Here is a 16,198-nt window from a genome sequence, read left to right on the forward strand (position 1 = left end):
ATGCGACAAAACACCTAGATCACTGGCAGTGACGCGGACCGGCCTCAGAGCCGGCTGACGTCCGTGGTGAGCAGGGCGCGACCTGCCTCCCCCCGCGCCGGGTCGACCTCGACGACCAGCGGGCGCAGCGGTTCACCGAAGCGGATGCCGGCGGCGGGATCGTCGGGGCCGGACTGGGCGATCCAGTCCACCAGCTCGGCCGCCCGGCTCACGTCCCGCCCGGGACGGGTCAGGGCCAGGACCGTGCCGGCCACGTCGCAACGCGCGTTCAGGTGGGTGGTCGCCGCGAACACGCTCTGGGCCCACGCCCCCGGGCTGACACCGCGCAGAGGCCCCTCGGGGGTGCGCCGACGCAGGCGCGCCGGCGCGGCCAGCCCCACCGCCCGATCGTCGAAGGTCAGCACCAGCCCCGGCCGCTCCTGCGCGGTGAGGAAGCCCTGGGAGTCGGCGAGGGAGACGTCCCACCAGACCCCGCACTCCCCCGTGGCGGCCGCGCCGAGAGCGGACCCGGCCAGTTCCAGCAGTTCCAGGTCCACCTGGTCGCGGGCCGGTCCGGTGACCAGGTCCCCCAGGGGCTCGGTCAGCGGCTCGTACCCGGGCAGCACCAGCGACCAGTCGATCCTGGCCCGCCCCTCCAGTTCCCTGCGGCCGTGCGTCAGGCACACCACCGCCCGGTCCCTGGGCAGCTGGTAGGTGGCGCAGGCCCCGCCGTGCCGGGCGGCCCTGGCCAGGCCCAGGCTCATCGCCTTGGTTCCGGTGGTGATGTCCACGACCACCGGTCGGGCGCCGTCGCGTTCGCGTTCGATCCATTCCCGGACGGCCCGGTGGACCGCCCCGGAGTCGTAGCCGTCCACCGGGTCCGCGGCCAGCCGCACCCGGTCCCGGTAGCCCTCGGCGCGCAGGGTCTCGGAGTCGGCCGGGGGCGCCTCCGGGTCCTCGGCGGCGCGCAGGGCGCGGGCGGCCGCCTCCCGGACCCTGGCGCGCAGGCTCTGTTTCGAGGGCAGGACCAGCGCGCGGGACGGGCGGTGGGCGTGCATGGCGGCCAGGGCCCCCAACCGGCTCCCGCCCAGGGGTGTGACCAGGAGGGGCGCGTCCTCGGGCCCGGGGTGGCGGGAGGGCGGTTCGAGTGCGCGCGGTGCGGGCTCGGCCGACGGGGCGGCCTCGGGCGGGAGCACGGAGGGGACGGCCGCTTTCGGGGGTGTGTCGGCCAGGCTCGGGAAGAAGGCGTCGCGCACCGCGTGGAAGGAGGTGACGCGCTCGGTCAGGGCGTCCAGGTTCCACACGTGGACCTGGCGGGCGGACAGCGCCGGGTTGTACGCGGTGACCTGGTCGCGCAGGTCGGCGACGACCGGCCCCGAGTAGACGAACAGCACGTGGGTGGCCCCGCCGAAGACCCTGCGGGCCTTGGCCACGGTCCAGCCGGCGCGGGCGACCACGTCCTCGGCCCGGGTCTTGGCCTCCACGCACAGCACCCGGTGCCGGTGGCGGACCAGGATGTCGAAGTCGGCGATCGACCCGCCGGGGCGGAAGGGGTCGGCGACCCGCCGGGAGCCGAGGACCTCGCTGTCGGACCGCTTGCCCAGCAGGCGGCGCAGGTGGGAGAGCACGCGCCCCTCGGCCGCGATCCCGTTGCGCTCGCTCTCGGGCAGGTTGGGGAACGCTTCGGCCAGGGCCTCCTCCCCGCCGTCCAGGAACCGGCGCACGGGTTCGGGGTCCCGGTCGGCCAGCCAGTGGGCGCCGTGGATCCCGGCCAGGGTGCGCAGGTCCACGCCCTCGCAGGAGACCGCGCGGTCGGGGCGCTCGGTGTCGGCGGCGCGGAGCAGGTCGCTGTGGGAGTCCAGGTAGAAGCGCCAGGCGCGGGCCCGGGGCGGCAGGGCGGTTTCGTGGTGCAGGGCAGCGGCCACGCTCATGACCTTGGTGCCGCCGGTGTAGTCGAGGTACCAGGGCCGTCCGTTCAGCGCCCCGCGCACGGACTCCAGGAGATCGGTCACCCGGCGGGGGTCGTGGGGATCCTGTCCCACGCTGAGGACGCGCACGGACCGGTCCGTGGAGAGGCGTCCGACGGCCTCCGCGACCCGGCGGGCGACGGGGAGGGTCCCGTCGCTGGAGACCAGGAGCAGTTGGTTGACCGGGAGGGTCAGCGCGGTGAGCAGAGCTGGGGTGGGGTTCTGTCCCACGAGGACGACTGCGACACGGGGTGCGTCCACGGTTTCCTTTCCCGGACGCACCGTTTTCGGCCGTCTCCAGACAACAGGAACGGAACCACAGTACTCACCCGTGACCACTGTGCTCACATTTAACCGAAGTGGGTCACTGGAGCACTTTCTCCCCTTTGTACTCCTGATCGCGCACCGGAGCGGAGGTGAGGACAAAGGAACGACATCCGGTGACCACTCCTTTGTCGTCACGGACGAGGTCGGACGGGACCAGCAGGTCACGCCGCTCCGGATGGGCCGAGCTCACCACGGAGGAGACGATGAACCAGACCCCCTCGACGGGCTCGGGGAGGCGGGCGCGGGTACGCTCCTCCGCGAGGAGCGGCACACCCTCGACCTCCCGCAGGGGAACCCGGACGGCCTCGACCCGCACGGGGTCGCTCGCCCTCCCCCAGGTCCGGATCACCCTCGCGTGTTCGTCCACGACCGTCACCTCGTGCGGCGTCAGATTGACCACGGACATCCAGCGACCTCCCGTACCTCTCGATCCATGCCGGCCGTCCGCTTCGCCTGGACGGCCGCGGCGCACCCCGCTCCGAGGCCCTCACCGCACTCTCTCGGACACCCTCCCGGGCGCCGGAGGGCTCCGGCAAAGGGAAACACCGATGTTCCCCCTGAGGCCAATGTTGACAATGACCGATTCGTGAATAACTTTGACACTTAGTCGCATTCAGTCCCATGGTCGATAATTGACATTCCAGCCTCAGTGGTCATATTTTGTTGTACGACCTCCCGTTGACGCAGGAGTGTCACCACGAGCCTCACGTCTCGTTCACGCGTTTCCCCGGAAGGGCTGGGGAAGCGTCCAGCCCCGGAACATCCGGGGAGAAGAGTTCGTGAGCAAGCACCACTGCTCCGCCCGGGAGCTGTTCGGTTCGGCCACCTTCCTGCGCGTTTTCACGCGCGTCATGGGGTGCGGACCGTGCTCCGCGGACGGAACCGCACAGGGCTGCGCCGGCCACTCCGAGCAGTTCTGTGACTACGTCGACCTGTGCTTCGAACACTGCCCGTGTGAGAAGCACCGGGGTGATCCGCGCAGTGTCATCGCCGTGCGGATGGCCGGTGTCGTGACCGCCGCCGCGCCTGCGGCCGAGAGTGCGTCCACCGTGCCCGAAACAGGCACGGCGAACGCTGTGGACCGCATCGGCGCGGAACACGTCGTCGTGGACCGGACCGCCGCGCACCGGCTCCGCGACGCCCTGGACGACGTCCGCCGGGACCGCTCCTACAAGAACCTGCGCCACGTCTACCCGCAGCCCGCCCCCAACGGCAAGGTCCGCTGCGCCTTCTCCGAACGGCCCCGGCGCTGGGCCCAGCGCCGCGACGTGGCCCGGGTCGCCACCGACGTGGTCGAACAGGAGGCGCTGGCCCTGCTCGTGCTCACCGCGGGCTGGGGCAACCCCGCCGCCGACCTGCCCGAGGACATCCACCCCGGGGAGTCCGTGTCGTTCACCGAGGACGGCAGCGCGGTCCCCGTCGCCGACCTGCACGGGCGTCCCCTCACCGCCGTCAGGGAACCCCCGATGGTGTCCACCGCCACCGGTGACTACCTGCTCCGCAAACTCGTCGAACTGGCCGCGGGCCGCGACGCCGACCAGGGACGCACCCCCGACCAGCGCCGCCGCCTGCTCCTGCGCCGCCTGCTGCCGAACCTGAGCGGCGAGGACGTGGCCCGGCGCCTCACCGGGGTCCTGGGGCGGATGGCCGTGAACATGCCCGGCCACTTCGAGCTGGTGCAGCACGCCCGGGGACGGGCCCGCAGCGCCCCCTACACCCCCGTGCCCGACCTGCCCGACCCCGATGACGGGGCCGCCGACAGGCGCGAGGTCCTGGACCGGGCCGAACGCGCGTGGCTGGGCTGGCTCGCCGGGGAACTGGCCGCCGAGGCCCAGGCCCACCGGGCGGCCTTCGACGCCGACCCCCGGGGCGCGCTCGACGCCCTGCTGCGCCGCCTCCTGGAGGAGGCCCCCCGGTCACCGCGGCTCTGGCACGGGGCCCAGGACGACCCCGACCGCCGGGCCGACCTGCTGGAGGCGCTGGCCGAGGCCATCAACGGCTGAGCGGGCGGGACCCGTGCGGCGACGGGACCCGAGCCGAGGGCCCGGGAGCGGCATCCCCCTCCCGGGCTCAGGCGGGGTGCGGAGCACGCGGGCGATTCCGCGCTCCCCCGTCCGCCCGGTGGCCGGTCAGCAGCCTGAGCGCGTCGCGGTCGGACTCGCCGCGGGCGGTGTAGACCTCCAGGTGGTGGTCGGGGCTGTCGGGCTGGAGCCAGACCTGGTAGTCGACGTCCAGCGCGCCGACCGTGGGGTGCTGGAGGAGCATGGTCCCGACCGTGCAGTCACGGACGTCGCCCTGGGCCCACATGAGGGCGAACTCGGGGCTGCGCATGACCAGTTCTCCGATGAGCTCGGCCAGGCGCGCGTCCGTGGGATAGCGCCCCGCGGTCAGGCGGAGGTAGGCCACGTGCACCTCGGCGAGTTCGCGCCAGTTGCGGTGCAGGTCCCGGTGGAGCGGGTCGAGGAAGAACATCCTCGGGACCGACGGCCGGTTCTCGGGGTCCTCCGGGGAGCGGAAGTCGAGGTGCTCGGCGACCAGGGCGTGCCCGGACCGGTTCCACGCCAGGACGTCCCCGCGCCGCCCCAGGAGGACCGCCGGGGCACCTTCCCCGAAGGACTCCAGCAGCGCCAGCACCCGGGGGTGGGGGTGCTCGGGCTCGGGCCGGACCAGGCGGGGCACCGAGGGGCGGCGCGCCAGGTTGTGCAGGTGGACCGTCTCGGCCTCGTCGAGCCGCAGCACGCGGGCCAGGGCGTCGAGCACCTGCTGGGAGGCTGTGCCCGCCTGGTCCTGCTCCAGGCGCGTGTAGTACCCGGGGCTGACACCCGCGAGCTGGGCCAGCTCCTCCCTGCGCAGTCCCGGGACGCGCCGCGGACCGTAGGCGCGCAGACCCACCAGTTCGGGGGTGACGCGGTCACGTCGGGTCCTGAGGTAGGTGCCGAGGCTCTCGAGTTCCATGCCCCGCATCGTACGTCCGGCGGATCCGGCCCTGCCTGCACCTGCGGGGGATACCCACGGCGGTGGTCTGGCCGGCTCCGGGTGCGGCGGCCAGTGTCGGACCCATGACAGATCCACAGACGAAACCACTCGTTCCGCGTTCCCCGAGCTCCCCCGGCGCCCCTGGTCCCGTGGGCTCCGAGGGGGCGCCACCCGACCGCCGCGCCTGGCTGGGCCTGCTGGTCGTCCTGGGTCCGGTCCTGCTCGTGGCGATGGACAACTCCATCCTCCACCTGGCGATGCCCCGCATCACCGGGGCCCTCTCTCCGAGCGCGGGCCAGTCCCTGTGGATCCTCGACGTCTACGGCTTCGTCGTGGGTTCGCTGCTCATCACCTTCGGCAGCGTCGGGGACCGCTACGGCCGCCTCCGGCTGATGATGGTCGGCGCCGTCGTCTTCGGCGCCGGATCGGCCGGGGCGGCGTTCGCCACCTCACCGGAGGCCCTCATCGCCTTCCGGGCGCTCATGGGCATCGGCGGGGCGACCCTGCTGCCCTCCGGACTCGCGGTGCTCAGCGAACTGTTCCGCGACCCCCGCCGGCGCGCCCAGGCGATCGGGGTCTTCGCCGCGACCTTCGCCGCCGGATTCGCGATCGGACCCGTCACCGGAGGGCTGCTCCTGAGCGTGTTCCCCTGGGGGTCGGTCTTCCTGGTCAACCTCCCGGTCGTGGCGGTCTTCCTGGTGTCCGCCCCCGTCGTCCTGCGAGAGGTCCGCGGCACCCGGCCCGGACGGGTGGACGCGCTGAGCGTACTGCTCTCCTCGGCCGGGCTGCTGCTGGCCGTGTACACGCTCAAGGACGCCGCGAGCCACGGCCTGTCCTGGTCGCAGGCGGCCACGGCGCTGGTCGGAGCCGCTCTCGTGTGGTGGTTCCTGCGCAGGCAGACCCGGCTGGAGCACCCGCTCGTGGACCTGGGCCTGTTCCGGGAGCGCGTCTTCGCCCTCGCGATCGTCACCGGGCTGCTGTCCCTGCTGGTGTGGGCGGCAGCGAGCTACCTCACCGGGATGTACCTGCAGTCGGTGCTCGGCCTCAGCGTCCTGACCGCCGCACTGCTCGCGGTCCCGGGGGCGGTGGTGCTCACCGTGACCAGCGTGGTGACACCCCGGTTCTTCGACCGCGCGGGCAAGCGGACCGCGCTGGCCGCCGCGCACCTGTTCGCCGGTTCGGGGCTGGCGCTCCTGCTCCTGGCGGACGCCGATTCCGGGGTCGCCTGGTTCCTCGCCTCCACCATGGTGGCCGGCGTCGGATACGGCATCTCGTTCAGCACGGTCGCCGAGACCGCCGTGGCGGCGGTGCCCCCGGAGCGGGCCGGGGCGGCGGGCGCCATCGCGGAGACCAGCAACGAACTCGGCAACGCGCTGGGCATCTCCCTCCTGGGCGCCGTCGCAGCGCTGGTCTTCCGGCTCGCGGGGCCCGACGTCGCCGGAACCCTGAACGAGACCCTGGCGGTCCCGGGGCTGCCCTCGGCCGTGGCCGACTCGGCCCGTGAGGCGTTCCTGGGCGGGATGCGTGTCGCCGTGGCCGCCGGAAGCGCGGTCTCGTTCGTCATCGGCCTGCTCGTCCTGCGCCTGCTGCCCCGAAGCGTTCGGTGAGCGGGGGCAGGACCGGGTACTCGGCGAACCGGCGCAGGGACATCACCGCCGTCTCCGACCACGGCAGGCGCTCGCGCCAGCGGCCGGCCAGGCACACGTCCACCACCTGGTCCACCTCGGTCCAGTCGCCGACCGACCGGTACCCCGCCAGGGCGGCGGAGAAGGCGTCCAGGAACGAGGCGACCTGGTCGGGGCCGGCCCGGGTGACCCCGGCGGCGGGGTCCAGGGAGAGGTCGGCGGCGCGGGAGCGGCGGTCGACCAGGTGGAGTTCGGGGCGCAGGTGCACACTGCCCATGCCGAGGGACTTGCCCATGCCGATCTTGTGGGCGTGCTCGGGGTCGCGGGGGTCGCCGCCGTCGGCCGGGTTGGCCAGGAGCAGGGCGCGCATGAGGGCGCCGAGTTCGGCGTCGGTGAGGTTGGTGAAGGTGATCCGGGACCGCAGGGCGAGGCCGTCGCGGAGCGGGACGATGTCGCGCTGGGTGTCCCTGGGCGGTGCGGTGGCGGCGCCCCGGGGCAGCACCGTGAGCCCGAGTTCGGTCTGGGCCCGTTCGTCGTAGCGGACGGGCGTGCCCAGGCGGGGGTCGTGCCGGTGCAGGTAGGCCTTGTACCCGCCCAGGCGGATCCGGCCCTCGTGCGACCATGTGACGATGTCGGGCCGCTCCCCCGCCGCCGTGTCGGGGCCCTGGAGCAGGTAGTTGGCGAAACAGCCGCGCTGCGGGGACAGCAGCCGCACGCGCAGGGCGGCGCCGTCGGGGTAGTCGGGATCGGGGTCCGTGCTCAGGGCGCTGCCGAAGGACACCCGGCCCTTGAGCGCCCCGGCCTCCCCCGCGAACACGTCGGTGTCACCGAAGACCGCCCGGCACACGTCGACGGTGCGCCCCGCGCGTGCGGTGCGGTCGGGGTCCCCGTGCTGGGGGCCGAGTACCTCGCCCGGGACGGCGCGGCGGATCGGGTTGTCGTCGCTGACCGCGATGCGGTAGCCGCCGGAGCGGCCGAAGGAGACCACGTGGCCGGCCTGGTCCACGTCGAACCAGATCGGTTCCAGGCTCCGCCGGGGCAGTCCGCCGCCGCCCCCGCCCCCGGCGACGGGCGGACGGCCGGGGTCGTTGCCTCCGGCGCCCAGGGTCTCGGGGAAGGCGGCCCGCTGGTAGCCGGTGACCTGCTCCGCGGACTCGAACAGTTCCACCATGGCGTCGGGGACCGGGAGCCGGCCGGTCCGCAGGTCGGTGGGCCTGGGGAACAGGTAGGCGTTGCTCCGTCCCCCCGCGGCGGCCCCGGTCAGGACCACCAGCGCGGGGACCACCCCGCCCCCGTGGTCGGAACCGCCGGTGCCGACCTGTCCGGCCAGGTGGGCGAGGGCCTCCTCCTTCGTGGGGGCGACGGCGGCGATCCCCGGCTCTCCCGGCAGGTGGACCGCGTACACCCAGCGGTGCTGGAGGCGGCCGTGCTGTTCGTGGGCGGTGGGGACGTAGGTGTTGTCACGGGGCGCGTCGGGGAAGTCCGCGACCCCGAAGTCCCAGGTGCGCAGGCTCTCCCGCAGCACCTCGAAGGGCACCTTGAGCGCCCGGCCCGGCTCGGGTTCCAGTGCCGTGGCGGGGACCTCGACGGCGTACCAGCCCTCGCCCCGGGGCGAGCGGTACAGGAAACCCTGCTTGGTACGCAGCCCCGCCCGGCGTTTGCGGTAGTGGTCGTGCTGCTGGGCCATGACCTGGCGGGCGCGGGGGGACAGGGCGCTGTCGGCGCTGCCGGCGTCCACCCGCACCGGGGCGCGGAAGAACAGCATGGGGGTGTTGACCGGCCCGCTCTCGCCGCCGGTGAGCATGCGCAGTGTGTTGCGGACCAGGCCGCGCAGGGTGGAGCCGGGCACCGCGGGCAGGGAGCGGTCGCCGTGCGGAAAGCGGGCGGAGGCGTGCACCCCGTCCCGGCCGGGGGTCTGGCCGATGAAGGTGGGGGTCAGGGTGGTCAGGGTGAGGTCGATCCAGCCCGAGCGGGTGCCCGGGACGGTGCGGTCGTGCGACCGGAGCAGGGACCCGGTGTCGTGGTCGGGGTGCAGCGCGGCGGCGGGCACGGGGGTCTCGGCCAGGCGGACCAGGCCGTAGGGGGCCGTGGCGCGGTAGGGGCCCGGTCGGTCGGCGGCGTGCCGCGGGTCCGCCATCAGCGCTCCTCTCCCCGGGCCCGTTCCTGACCCGGGCCCCGGCCCCGGGCTCCCGCCCTGTCGTCGGCACGCACCTGGTCGCCCGTACCGACGTCGAACTCCGGCCCGGTGGGCTTGGCCCCGGTGCACAGCCCCGTGAGGCGGTGGAAGGCCACCCCCACCGCGCCCGTGGCGGGGTCGGCCGCCCAGTACTCCCGGACCGTCAGCCAGGTACCGGTGCTCTCCAACGCACCGCGCCCCGGTTCCGTCAGCGGCCGGACCCGGCCCGAGAAGTCGGCCCAGTCCACCGGGAGCACCGCCTCGGTACCGGACGGCTCCCGGGTCACCGACAGGGGCACCGCACCCTCCAGGGTGCGGCTGTTGGCCGCCCCTGCCCACCCCTGCAGCAGGAACGACCTGTCACGGGGGCGCAACCACTCCGGCGGGTCGTCCTGAGCGTCGGTGCTGACCCATCCCGAATCCGCGCCCTCGCCCAGGCGGATCTGCGCGTGCGGACCGAACACCAGGACCTCCAGTACCCGCCACCGGTCGGTGCCGGGGTCCAGCGGGGGCGCGGACAGGTGCTCGGTGGGCGGGGCGTCCGACCGGCGCCACAGCTCTCCGGGACAGGCCCCGGTGATCCGCCCGTCGCCGAGTTCGGCCAGCAGCCACTGGGGGCCGCCGGACGCACCGGGCGGCCCCGCCGCGTCGAGCGCCCGGCAGCGCCGCCCCCGGACGAACACGTCGTCGAGGACCTCGTCGACCAGCCCGGCCGACAGCGGCCGCACGGCCACCCCGACCGGTTCGGGGGGCTCATGGGCCGGGAGGGGATCGTACGCGTGCGGGCTCATGGCCGGTTCCCCCGGGTGATCTGGCGGTGGAGGGCGGGCAGCCACCCGCGCACCACGGCGGCTTCGTAACTGTCCGGATCGGTGAGTGCGGTGACCAGGTCCACCTGGTGCGGTTCGGCTCCGTCGCCCTCGTAGCCGACCAGCACCGCCCGGGTGGCGACGAGCCTGCCGTTGCCGCTGCCCGAGCCCGCGCCGAGGGTGTCGAAGGGGACCGTGACCAGTTCGCGCACCACCAGGGCGAGCAGCCCCCGGACGGCGTCGTCGGGTTCGGTGATGTCGAGGACGGCCTCGGCCGAACCGCCGCAGTGCAGGTCGGAGGTGAACAGGCGCCCGTCCACGGCGTCGCCGAACAGGGCGTCCACGGTCAGGCGCGTGGTGGTCAGGGGCGCGCCGCCGGTGACGGACGGGGTGGCGCGCAGGCGGATGCGTGAGGGCACGGACGGGGTCGGCGGGGCACCGGGGCTCTGGTCGGTGTCGGCGCCCCACCAGTGCCCGTGCCACTCCCTCCAGGCGGCCTCCTCCCCGACCAGGTGTTCGGCCGCGTCCCGGGCGATCCGACCGCCGACCCGTTTGAACAGGGCGAACAGCGCGGTGTCGCCGAGGACCGGACGCAGTTCCACCTCCGCGGCCCCGGTGGCGGTGTCCGCGGTCCCCCCGCCGCCGGCGTCCGCGCCGGTGACGAACGGGCGTCGGCGGTGGGCGCGGTCAACCTCGGCCAGGCGCCCGTCCACGGGAGTGTCCCCGATCATGAGCAGGCCCGGGCGCAGCTCCTCCGGGACGGGCGGCCGCCCCGAGGGGGCGGGTTCGGGGCGTTCGGCCACGTGCAGTTCCATACGGAGTTCGGCCCGGCGGCGCCGGTCCGCGCCCTCGGCCCGGGCCGCCAGGTGGGCGGCGGTCGCCTCCCGGCCGTGTTCACGCAGCCGGTCCGCCACGAGCCCGGCCAGGTCCGTCCCGGAGCGGTGGTCCGCGGCGGCGCGGTGCGCGGCCGGCCCGGGTCCGGGAGAGGGCCGCCCGGCGGAGCGGCTCTCGGCGGGGCCGCTCTCGGCGAGTATGTCTCCGGCGGCCAGGGCCTCCTCTCCCTGCCGCCAACGGGTCCGCCAGTCGCGTGCGTGGTAGGCGAACCAGCCGTGTTCGTCGGTGAGGTCGTGGCGGCGCGCCGCCCAGCGGGCAGCGCGCACCGCCCCGTAGCCCCGCCCCGAACGCCCGCCGATCCGGATCCCGGGGCCCTCGTCCCCCAGGCCCCGGGCGGCCAGGACCAGCAGGGTGAGCAGCCGGGCCTCCTCCGACGGTGCTCCCACCCGCAACCGCAGGTGGGCGGTGAAGACGGTGCCCGCGGGCAGGACCTCCCACTGCCACATCCGTCCGGGACTCACCGCACCGGTGGCCGGATCCACCCGGGTGCCCACCCGTACCGTGACCGCCGCCCCGTCCGGCAGGACGGCGTGTGCGTCGTCGACGTCCAGGGCGCTGGGCAGCGGAGCGGGGGTCCGCGCGCCGGTGAGCTCCCCCGCGTCGTCCGAGCCCAGCAGCGCGGCGGGGCCGACGGGGTCGGCGGTGCGCGCGGCGAGTTCGTGGCGGAGCAGCCCGGCGAGGGTGGTGCCGCGCAGGCGGGGCACCCCGGTACGCGGATCCCGGTCGAGGTACAGGTCCACGTCGCTCTCCGCGGTGTGCCGGGGGGTGGCCCTGGCCGCGCCCACGTGGGCGTCGGTGAGCAGGCACAGCCGGGCCGCGAACTCCCAGACCACGCCGGGTGGCCGGGGCCCGTACTCGTCCGCGAAGGAGTCGGTCACCGCGGCCCGCCCCCGTCCCGGTCGGTGCCGGCCTGTTCGGTCCGCAGGACCCGCGCCGCCTCCGCCAGCCACGAGGAGACCAGCAGCAGGCACAGCCGGGCCGAGGCGCGGCTCTCCCAGGATTCGGCACACGACGAGAGCCCGCTCTCCCGGGTGGTCGGCGGCAGGCCGTCGGGGGAGGCCAGGTCCACGGCGGCCAGCGCCCGGGCGTAGGCGGGGTCCCCGACGGGCCGGGGGCGGTTCTCGCTCCACCAGGCGACGGCGGCCGGGCCTCCCGAGAGGCCGCTCAGCCAGGCGTGGACCGTGACCGGCCGGGCCTGCCCGGGGCGGACCAGACGGGCCCGGCCCAGAGCGCGCACCGCCCGCTCCCCCAGGACCTTGGGGGCCGCCCGGCCCTGCCCGGGCCCCGCGGATCCCCCGGCCCCCGGAGGCGCCCCGGCGAGGGTGCGTCCGAGAACGGTCAGGGCCTCGTCAGCGGTGCGTCCGGGGTGGGCGACCACCTCGCGCAGCCGCCCCAGGAGGCTAGGGGTGAGCGGGGGGAGCGTGTCCGCCGAGGCCTGGGCCAGGGCGCGGGCGTGGCCGCGGACCCGGGGCGCGGCGGCGTTCCACAGCAGTTCGTCGTACAGGGCGCCCAGTTCCGGATCCCGTCCGGGGTCCAGCGGAGCGGGTTCGGGCAGGACCCGCCCGTCGGGCAGGGTGACGGTGCCCGCCCGGCGCGCGGGTACCGGTTCGGACGGCGGGGAAAGCGGTTCAGGGCGGGACGGCGGCGGGGCTGCCAGGACGAACTGGCCGTACCCGTCCACGAGGCGCTCGCCCAGCGGGTGGGCCTCGAGGTGGCGGACGTGGCCGGTGGTCAGGTCCCGGCCCGGGCGCAGCCGCACCACCGATCCGGGCGCGGCGGCCCAGCGCTGGGCCATCGGCCCCCGGTAGGCCCGGTGGTAGGCGCCGAGCAGGACCGGTTCCACGTGGGCCGCCACCACCGCCACCGGGGTGCTGGGCAGCCGCCGGGCCAGGAGTTCGCGGACCGCCGGTACCAGGGCGTGCGGGCGTTCCTGCCCCTGCGCGCCCACCAGCAGCGCCGGGGAGAGCAGGAGCAGGTCGATCTCCTGCCCCGCGCGCCGGGACCGGTCCGCACGCGGCCGCTCCACCCGGTCCGGGGACAGCAGCCGGTCCGGGTGGACCGGTTCCACCACCACCCCGCCGTGGGCCCGGGTCCCCCCGGAGCCGAGGGTGAGTGTGCCCTCGGCGGCGCCCAGGACGGCGACGATCCGCTCGGCGAGCTCGCGGAGGAAGGCCTGGTCGGGCCCGCGCAGCTGCCAGCGGGCCTCGAAGACCTGGCCCGGGTCCAGGCTCGTGGTGAAGAAGGGGACGCCCTGCCCGGGTTCCCCCGTCCGGGAGCGTCCGAGGTAGCGCTCGGCGGTGGTGCGGACGGCGGCGCGCAGCGACCGGTCCGGGGTGAGCGGGTCCCGGACCGCCCGGTAGGGCACGCCCGGCCGGTCGGCGCCCTCGGCGAACACGTCGACGAGGGTGTCACCGTCCTTGCCCGGGGTGTACAGGTGGGCGGGCGGCGGATGGGCGACCACCTGCACCCCGTCCCGGGCGTGCTGTTCCAGCCGGGGGTGGGCCGGGGCGAAGCGGACCTGTTCGCCCCGCGCCACCCACTCGGTGAGCTCGTCCTCCAGGCCGGCCCGTCGGAGCGCCGCCGCGAGCATGCCGCGCTGGGCGCGCCCGCTGAGCGTGGTCTCGGAGTCGACCCGCAGGGGATCGAAGGAGGTGCGCACGGCCAGGGAGTCGGAGAGCACGTACCGCAGGGGGAGGTAGGCGCTGACCGGTTCGGGGGTCATGGCCGGGCCTCACCCCGCCCGGAAGGGCCCTGCCCGCCGGGTGTGTGCCCGCGCTCCCGTTCGGAACCGCGGGCGGCGGGCGCGGCCAGGGCCAGGGTGGTGGCCCCGGGGTCCGGGTCGTCGGGACGGGCCAGGCGCACGTCCACCCGGCCCCGCCCTCTGCCGGCCTTCAGCCCGATCCGGTCGGTGGCCAGGCAGGCCCGTGCCAGGCACCGCCAGTGCTCCTCCTCCGGAGGGACCGACCAGGTCAGCGACGCCGTCAGGACCAGCCCGGGCAGGAGCACCCGGTTGGTCCGCAGACGGCCGGGCTCGGGCGCCCCGTGCGGGCCGATCTCGACCCCCGACTCCAAGGTGGTGTGGGCGTCGGTGACGGCCCGGCGCAGGGTCGAGCGCGTGGGTTCGGCGCGGCCGGCCAGCGCGTGGGCGACGGCGGCGCGCACGCCTTCGCCGGGGACCGCGTGCCCCACCCGAAGGATCCGGTCGTCCCCGTGGGAGCGGCCCTGCCCGAACACCCGGTCCACCGCCTCGGCAAGGTCCGGCGCCACCACCAGGGCGCTGACCGCCCCGGCGCGCAGCCGGGCCGCGAGCCGGTGCCGGGGCAGTCGGGGCAGCCCGTGCCCGTCGGTGACCACGTCGGTGTCGGCGCCTGTGCCGTCCGCGCTGGCGCCGACGAACAGCGCCGGGGAGGCCAGGCTCACCAGGATCCGGTCCGGGGCGCTCATCCCGCCCCACCCCCGAAGGGCCGGGCTCCGTCGAAGCCCCCGGACCCCCTGGAGCCCCCGGCTCCCTGGAAGGGCGCCGGCACGGGTGCGGGGAGCCGCGGGTCGAGCGCTTCGGACAGCCCGGGGTCCAGGTACAGGTCCATCACCCCGACCGCGTCGAGCAGCTCGCCGGGCGTCCATCCCTCGGGCAGTGCCACGGGGCGCCCGGTCACGTGGGCGCGGCGGGACAGTTCGGCGCCGGGGTCCGCGCCGGACTCCAGCAGCGGGACCAGCGTCGAGACCAGCCAGCCCCGGTGCCGGGTGTCCCCGTCCGCGCCCAGACCGCCGCGTACGGACAGGTAGCGGTCCAGGAACCGGGCGAACGCGGTCCCCGTCATCGGCAGGGCGGTACGCGGACGCTCGGCCCGGAGCGCGAGTCCGACACGGCTCAGCACCCGGTCCACCCCGTCGAAGCGGGTCGTCCAGGCGACGGTGTGCTCCTGGGCCGCGGCCGGGTCGGCGGCGGCCGCGGCCAGCCGCCGCTCCTTGGCCAGCCGGCACATGGCCTCGCAGAGGTCGTAACCGAGCGAGAGCGGGGCACCCACCGGCTGCACCGCGATCCCCACCCCGACGGTGGGCACGGCGGTGGAGTGGCTCCGCCCGTCGGCCGCGACCACGGTGCGGCCCCATGCGGCCCGGTTCGCGGTCGCGCCGCCGCCGTTCTCCTCGGCGAGGGCGCGGTGCAGGGCCACCCTGGGGTCCTCGGGGTCCCCGATCAGCTCCGGATCGGCGTCCAGCCACTCCAGCGCGTACCGCACCATGCTCAGCGCCAGCCGGGCGTCGCACAGCACGGTGAGGTCGTCCCCGGCCACCACGATCGGCCGCACCGGGAGCCGGATCGGGCCCGGCGGTTCGTGGTCCAGGGTGAGGGTCCCGCCTCCACCGACGGCCGGGACGACGGGCCGCCGCCCCGGCTCCACCCGGACCGCGGCGGCCACCGCGCGCACCAGGGCCCGTGCCAGGCCCTCCGTGAGCCCGGCGATCCGCGTGGACAGAGCCCGCTGGGCCAGGGCTCCGGAGCCGGGCACGTCCGGGTCCCCGGCCCGTTCCCGGTACTCGCCCAGGATCGCGCCCAGGCCGTTGACGTCCACGTGCACCACCGCGACCCGGCTCACGTCGCCGTGGTCACGGCCGAGCCGGTCCACCTCCATCGGCAGGGCCAGTTCGTGGACCTCCGCGGTGTCCGTGTCCGACATCACGGAGACAGCCGCGCCGGCCAGCCACGCGTCGCTGTGCGCGCGGTGCCAGCGGCGGCCGACCCCCCGGGCCCGGGCGACGTCGGCCGCCACCCGCTCGTGCACCCGTTCACGGGTCCGGGTGTGCTCGCCCAGGGGCCTGCTGCTGTCCACGGACTCGGCCGGGGCGCCGCTGACCGAGCACACGGCCGTGATCCCGTACCCGTGCGCGGGGGTGTGCAGGGCGGACATGTGGCGGCGGGCGCGGCGCAGGCGGACCGGCAGTTCGGCCAGGGCCGTGTCCAGGTCGGGCAGGGACGGCTCCCCCGCGGCGGATTCGGCTCGGGGACCGTAGGGGAGGAACGCGACCACCGGGGTGAGGCCCCCGGCGCGGTCCCGCAGCCTTCGCGTGTAGCGCCCGGTGAAGTCCCGGGCCGCTGCGGGATCCGGCAGGACGACGGTCAGAGCGCCGCCCGCGTCCCGCAGGACCAGGCAGTCGTCGGGCACCAGGTCGGCGATCCCGTGCACGGGGTCGGAGGTGTCGGTGAGTTCGGCGACCAGGGCGGCCCGGCCCACGGCGTCCAGGATGCGCCGCCCGCTGTACACGTAGGCCTGGATCCCGCGCAGATCGACGCCGACGAGCACCCCGCTGTCCGGTGGGGCGTCGGGGGTGCGGGTTCGGGTGGGAAGGGCTCGGGCCGATCGGTGCTCGGGGGCCTGGGTCACCGCGGCGGACTCCTCGTGGCCTGGGGACGGCGGGAACGGCGCGGGACGCCGGACGGGAACG

Annotated in this window: 11 protein-coding genes; 2 read left to right on the forward strand and 9 right to left on the reverse strand. The window is 75.6% G+C overall.

What is annotated here, in order from left to right; translation table 11 throughout:
• Positions 1-44: 44 nt before the first annotated feature.
• Positions 45-2,207 (reverse strand): hypothetical protein, encoded by a 2,163-nt coding sequence (locus D458_RS0126540; RefSeq protein WP_017589746.1) that lies wholly within the window; start codon positions 2,205-2,207, stop codon positions 45-47.
• A gap of 103 nt (positions 2,208-2,310) precedes the next feature.
• Positions 2,311-2,679 carry a hypothetical protein gene (locus D458_RS0126545; RefSeq protein ID WP_017589747.1) on the reverse strand — a complete coding sequence of 123 codons (369 nt, stop codon included), beginning with the start codon at positions 2,677-2,679 and terminating at the stop codon, positions 2,311-2,313.
• 373 nt (positions 2,680-3,052) lie between these two features.
• Between D458_RS0126545 and D458_RS0126550 the strand changes: the two genes are divergently transcribed.
• The gene (locus tag D458_RS0126550; protein ID WP_017589748.1) at positions 3,053-4,276 is read left to right on the forward strand and encodes a hypothetical protein; all 1,224 of its coding nucleotides are present in this window, start codon (positions 3,053-3,055) and stop codon (positions 4,274-4,276) included.
• Positions 4,277-4,343: 67 nt separating this feature from the next.
• On the opposite strand, the gene D458_RS0126555 is transcribed toward D458_RS0126550, so the two are convergent.
• Positions 4,344-5,228, reverse strand: a complete 885-nt coding sequence (locus D458_RS0126555; RefSeq protein ID WP_040702826.1) for a helix-turn-helix transcriptional regulator — start codon at positions 5,226-5,228, stop codon at positions 4,344-4,346.
• A gap of 104 nt (positions 5,229-5,332) precedes the next feature.
• Here D458_RS0126555 and D458_RS0126560 point away from each other — a divergent pair, with 104 nt between their 5' ends.
• Complete coding sequence (locus D458_RS0126560; protein ID WP_083936440.1) at positions 5,333-6,856, forward strand: MFS transporter; 1,524 nt, start codon at positions 5,333-5,335, stop codon at positions 6,854-6,856.
• On the opposite strand, the gene D458_RS0126565 is transcribed toward D458_RS0126560, so the two are convergent.
• From D458_RS0126565 to D458_RS0126590, 6 genes are read right to left on the reverse strand one after another with little or no spacing between them, the layout of a single operon-like run.
• Positions 6,810-9,011 carry a TIGR03986 family type III CRISPR-associated RAMP protein gene (locus D458_RS0126565; protein WP_017589751.1) on the reverse strand — a complete coding sequence of 734 codons (2,202 nt, stop codon included), beginning with the start codon at positions 9,009-9,011 and terminating at the stop codon, positions 6,810-6,812. The genes D458_RS0126560 and D458_RS0126565 overlap by 47 nt on opposite strands.
• Positions 9,011-9,841, reverse strand: coding sequence for a hypothetical protein (locus D458_RS0126570; RefSeq protein WP_017589752.1), 831 nt, complete (start codon positions 9,839-9,841; stop codon positions 9,011-9,013). Before D458_RS0126570 ends, D458_RS0126565 begins: the two co-directional genes overlap by 1 nt.
• The gene (locus D458_RS0126575; protein ID WP_017589753.1) at positions 9,838-11,631 is read right to left on the reverse strand and encodes an RAMP superfamily CRISPR-associated protein; all 1,794 of its coding nucleotides are present in this window, start codon (positions 11,629-11,631) and stop codon (positions 9,838-9,840) included. Before D458_RS0126575 ends, D458_RS0126570 begins: the two co-directional genes overlap by 4 nt.
• Positions 11,628-13,475: a hypothetical protein gene (locus D458_RS0126580; protein ID WP_017589754.1), complete on the reverse strand. Its 1,848-nt coding sequence runs from the start codon at positions 13,473-13,475 to the stop codon at positions 11,628-11,630. The genes D458_RS0126575 and D458_RS0126580 overlap by 4 nt, the downstream gene beginning before the upstream one ends.
• Entirely contained in the window at positions 13,472-14,197 is a 726-nt protein-coding gene (locus D458_RS0126585; protein WP_017589755.1) for a hypothetical protein, read from the reverse strand. The genes D458_RS0126580 and D458_RS0126585 overlap by 4 nt, the downstream gene beginning before the upstream one ends.
• Positions 14,194-16,137 (reverse strand): hypothetical protein, encoded by a 1,944-nt coding sequence (locus tag D458_RS0126590; protein WP_017589756.1) that lies wholly within the window; start codon positions 16,135-16,137, stop codon positions 14,194-14,196. The genes D458_RS0126585 and D458_RS0126590 overlap by 4 nt, the downstream gene beginning before the upstream one ends.
• Positions 16,138-16,198 lie beyond the last annotated feature (61 nt).

It is taken from the genome of Nocardiopsis ganjiahuensis DSM 45031 (genome assembly GCF_000341085.1).
In the GTDB taxonomy this organism is placed as follows: domain Bacteria; phylum Actinomycetota; class Actinomycetes; order Streptosporangiales; family Streptosporangiaceae; genus Nocardiopsis; species Nocardiopsis ganjiahuensis.

Coding starts and splice junctions, on each gene's coding strand:
- D458_RS0126580 (WP_017589754.1), bottom strand. CDS start 13,475: ATGACCCCCGAACCGGTCAGCGCCTACCTCCCCCTGCGGTACGTGCTC.
- D458_RS0126565 (WP_017589751.1), bottom strand. CDS start 9,011: ATGGCGGACCCGCGGCACGCCGCCGACCGACCGGGCCCCTACCGCGCC.
- D458_RS0126545 (WP_017589747.1), bottom strand. CDS start 2,679: ATGTCCGTGGTCAATCTGACGCCGCACGAGGTGACGGTCGTGGACGAA.
- D458_RS0126555 (WP_040702826.1), bottom strand. CDS start 5,228: ATGGAACTCGAGAGCCTCGGCACCTACCTCAGGACCCGACGTGACCGC.
- D458_RS0126560 (WP_083936440.1), top strand. CDS start 5,333: ATGACAGATCCACAGACGAAACCACTCGTTCCGCGTTCCCCGAGCTCC.
- D458_RS0126585 (WP_017589755.1), bottom strand. CDS start 14,197: ATGAGCGCCCCGGACCGGATCCTGGTGAGCCTGGCCTCCCCGGCGCTG.
- D458_RS0126570 (WP_017589752.1), bottom strand. CDS start 9,841: ATGAGCCCGCACGCGTACGATCCCCTCCCGGCCCATGAGCCCCCCGAA.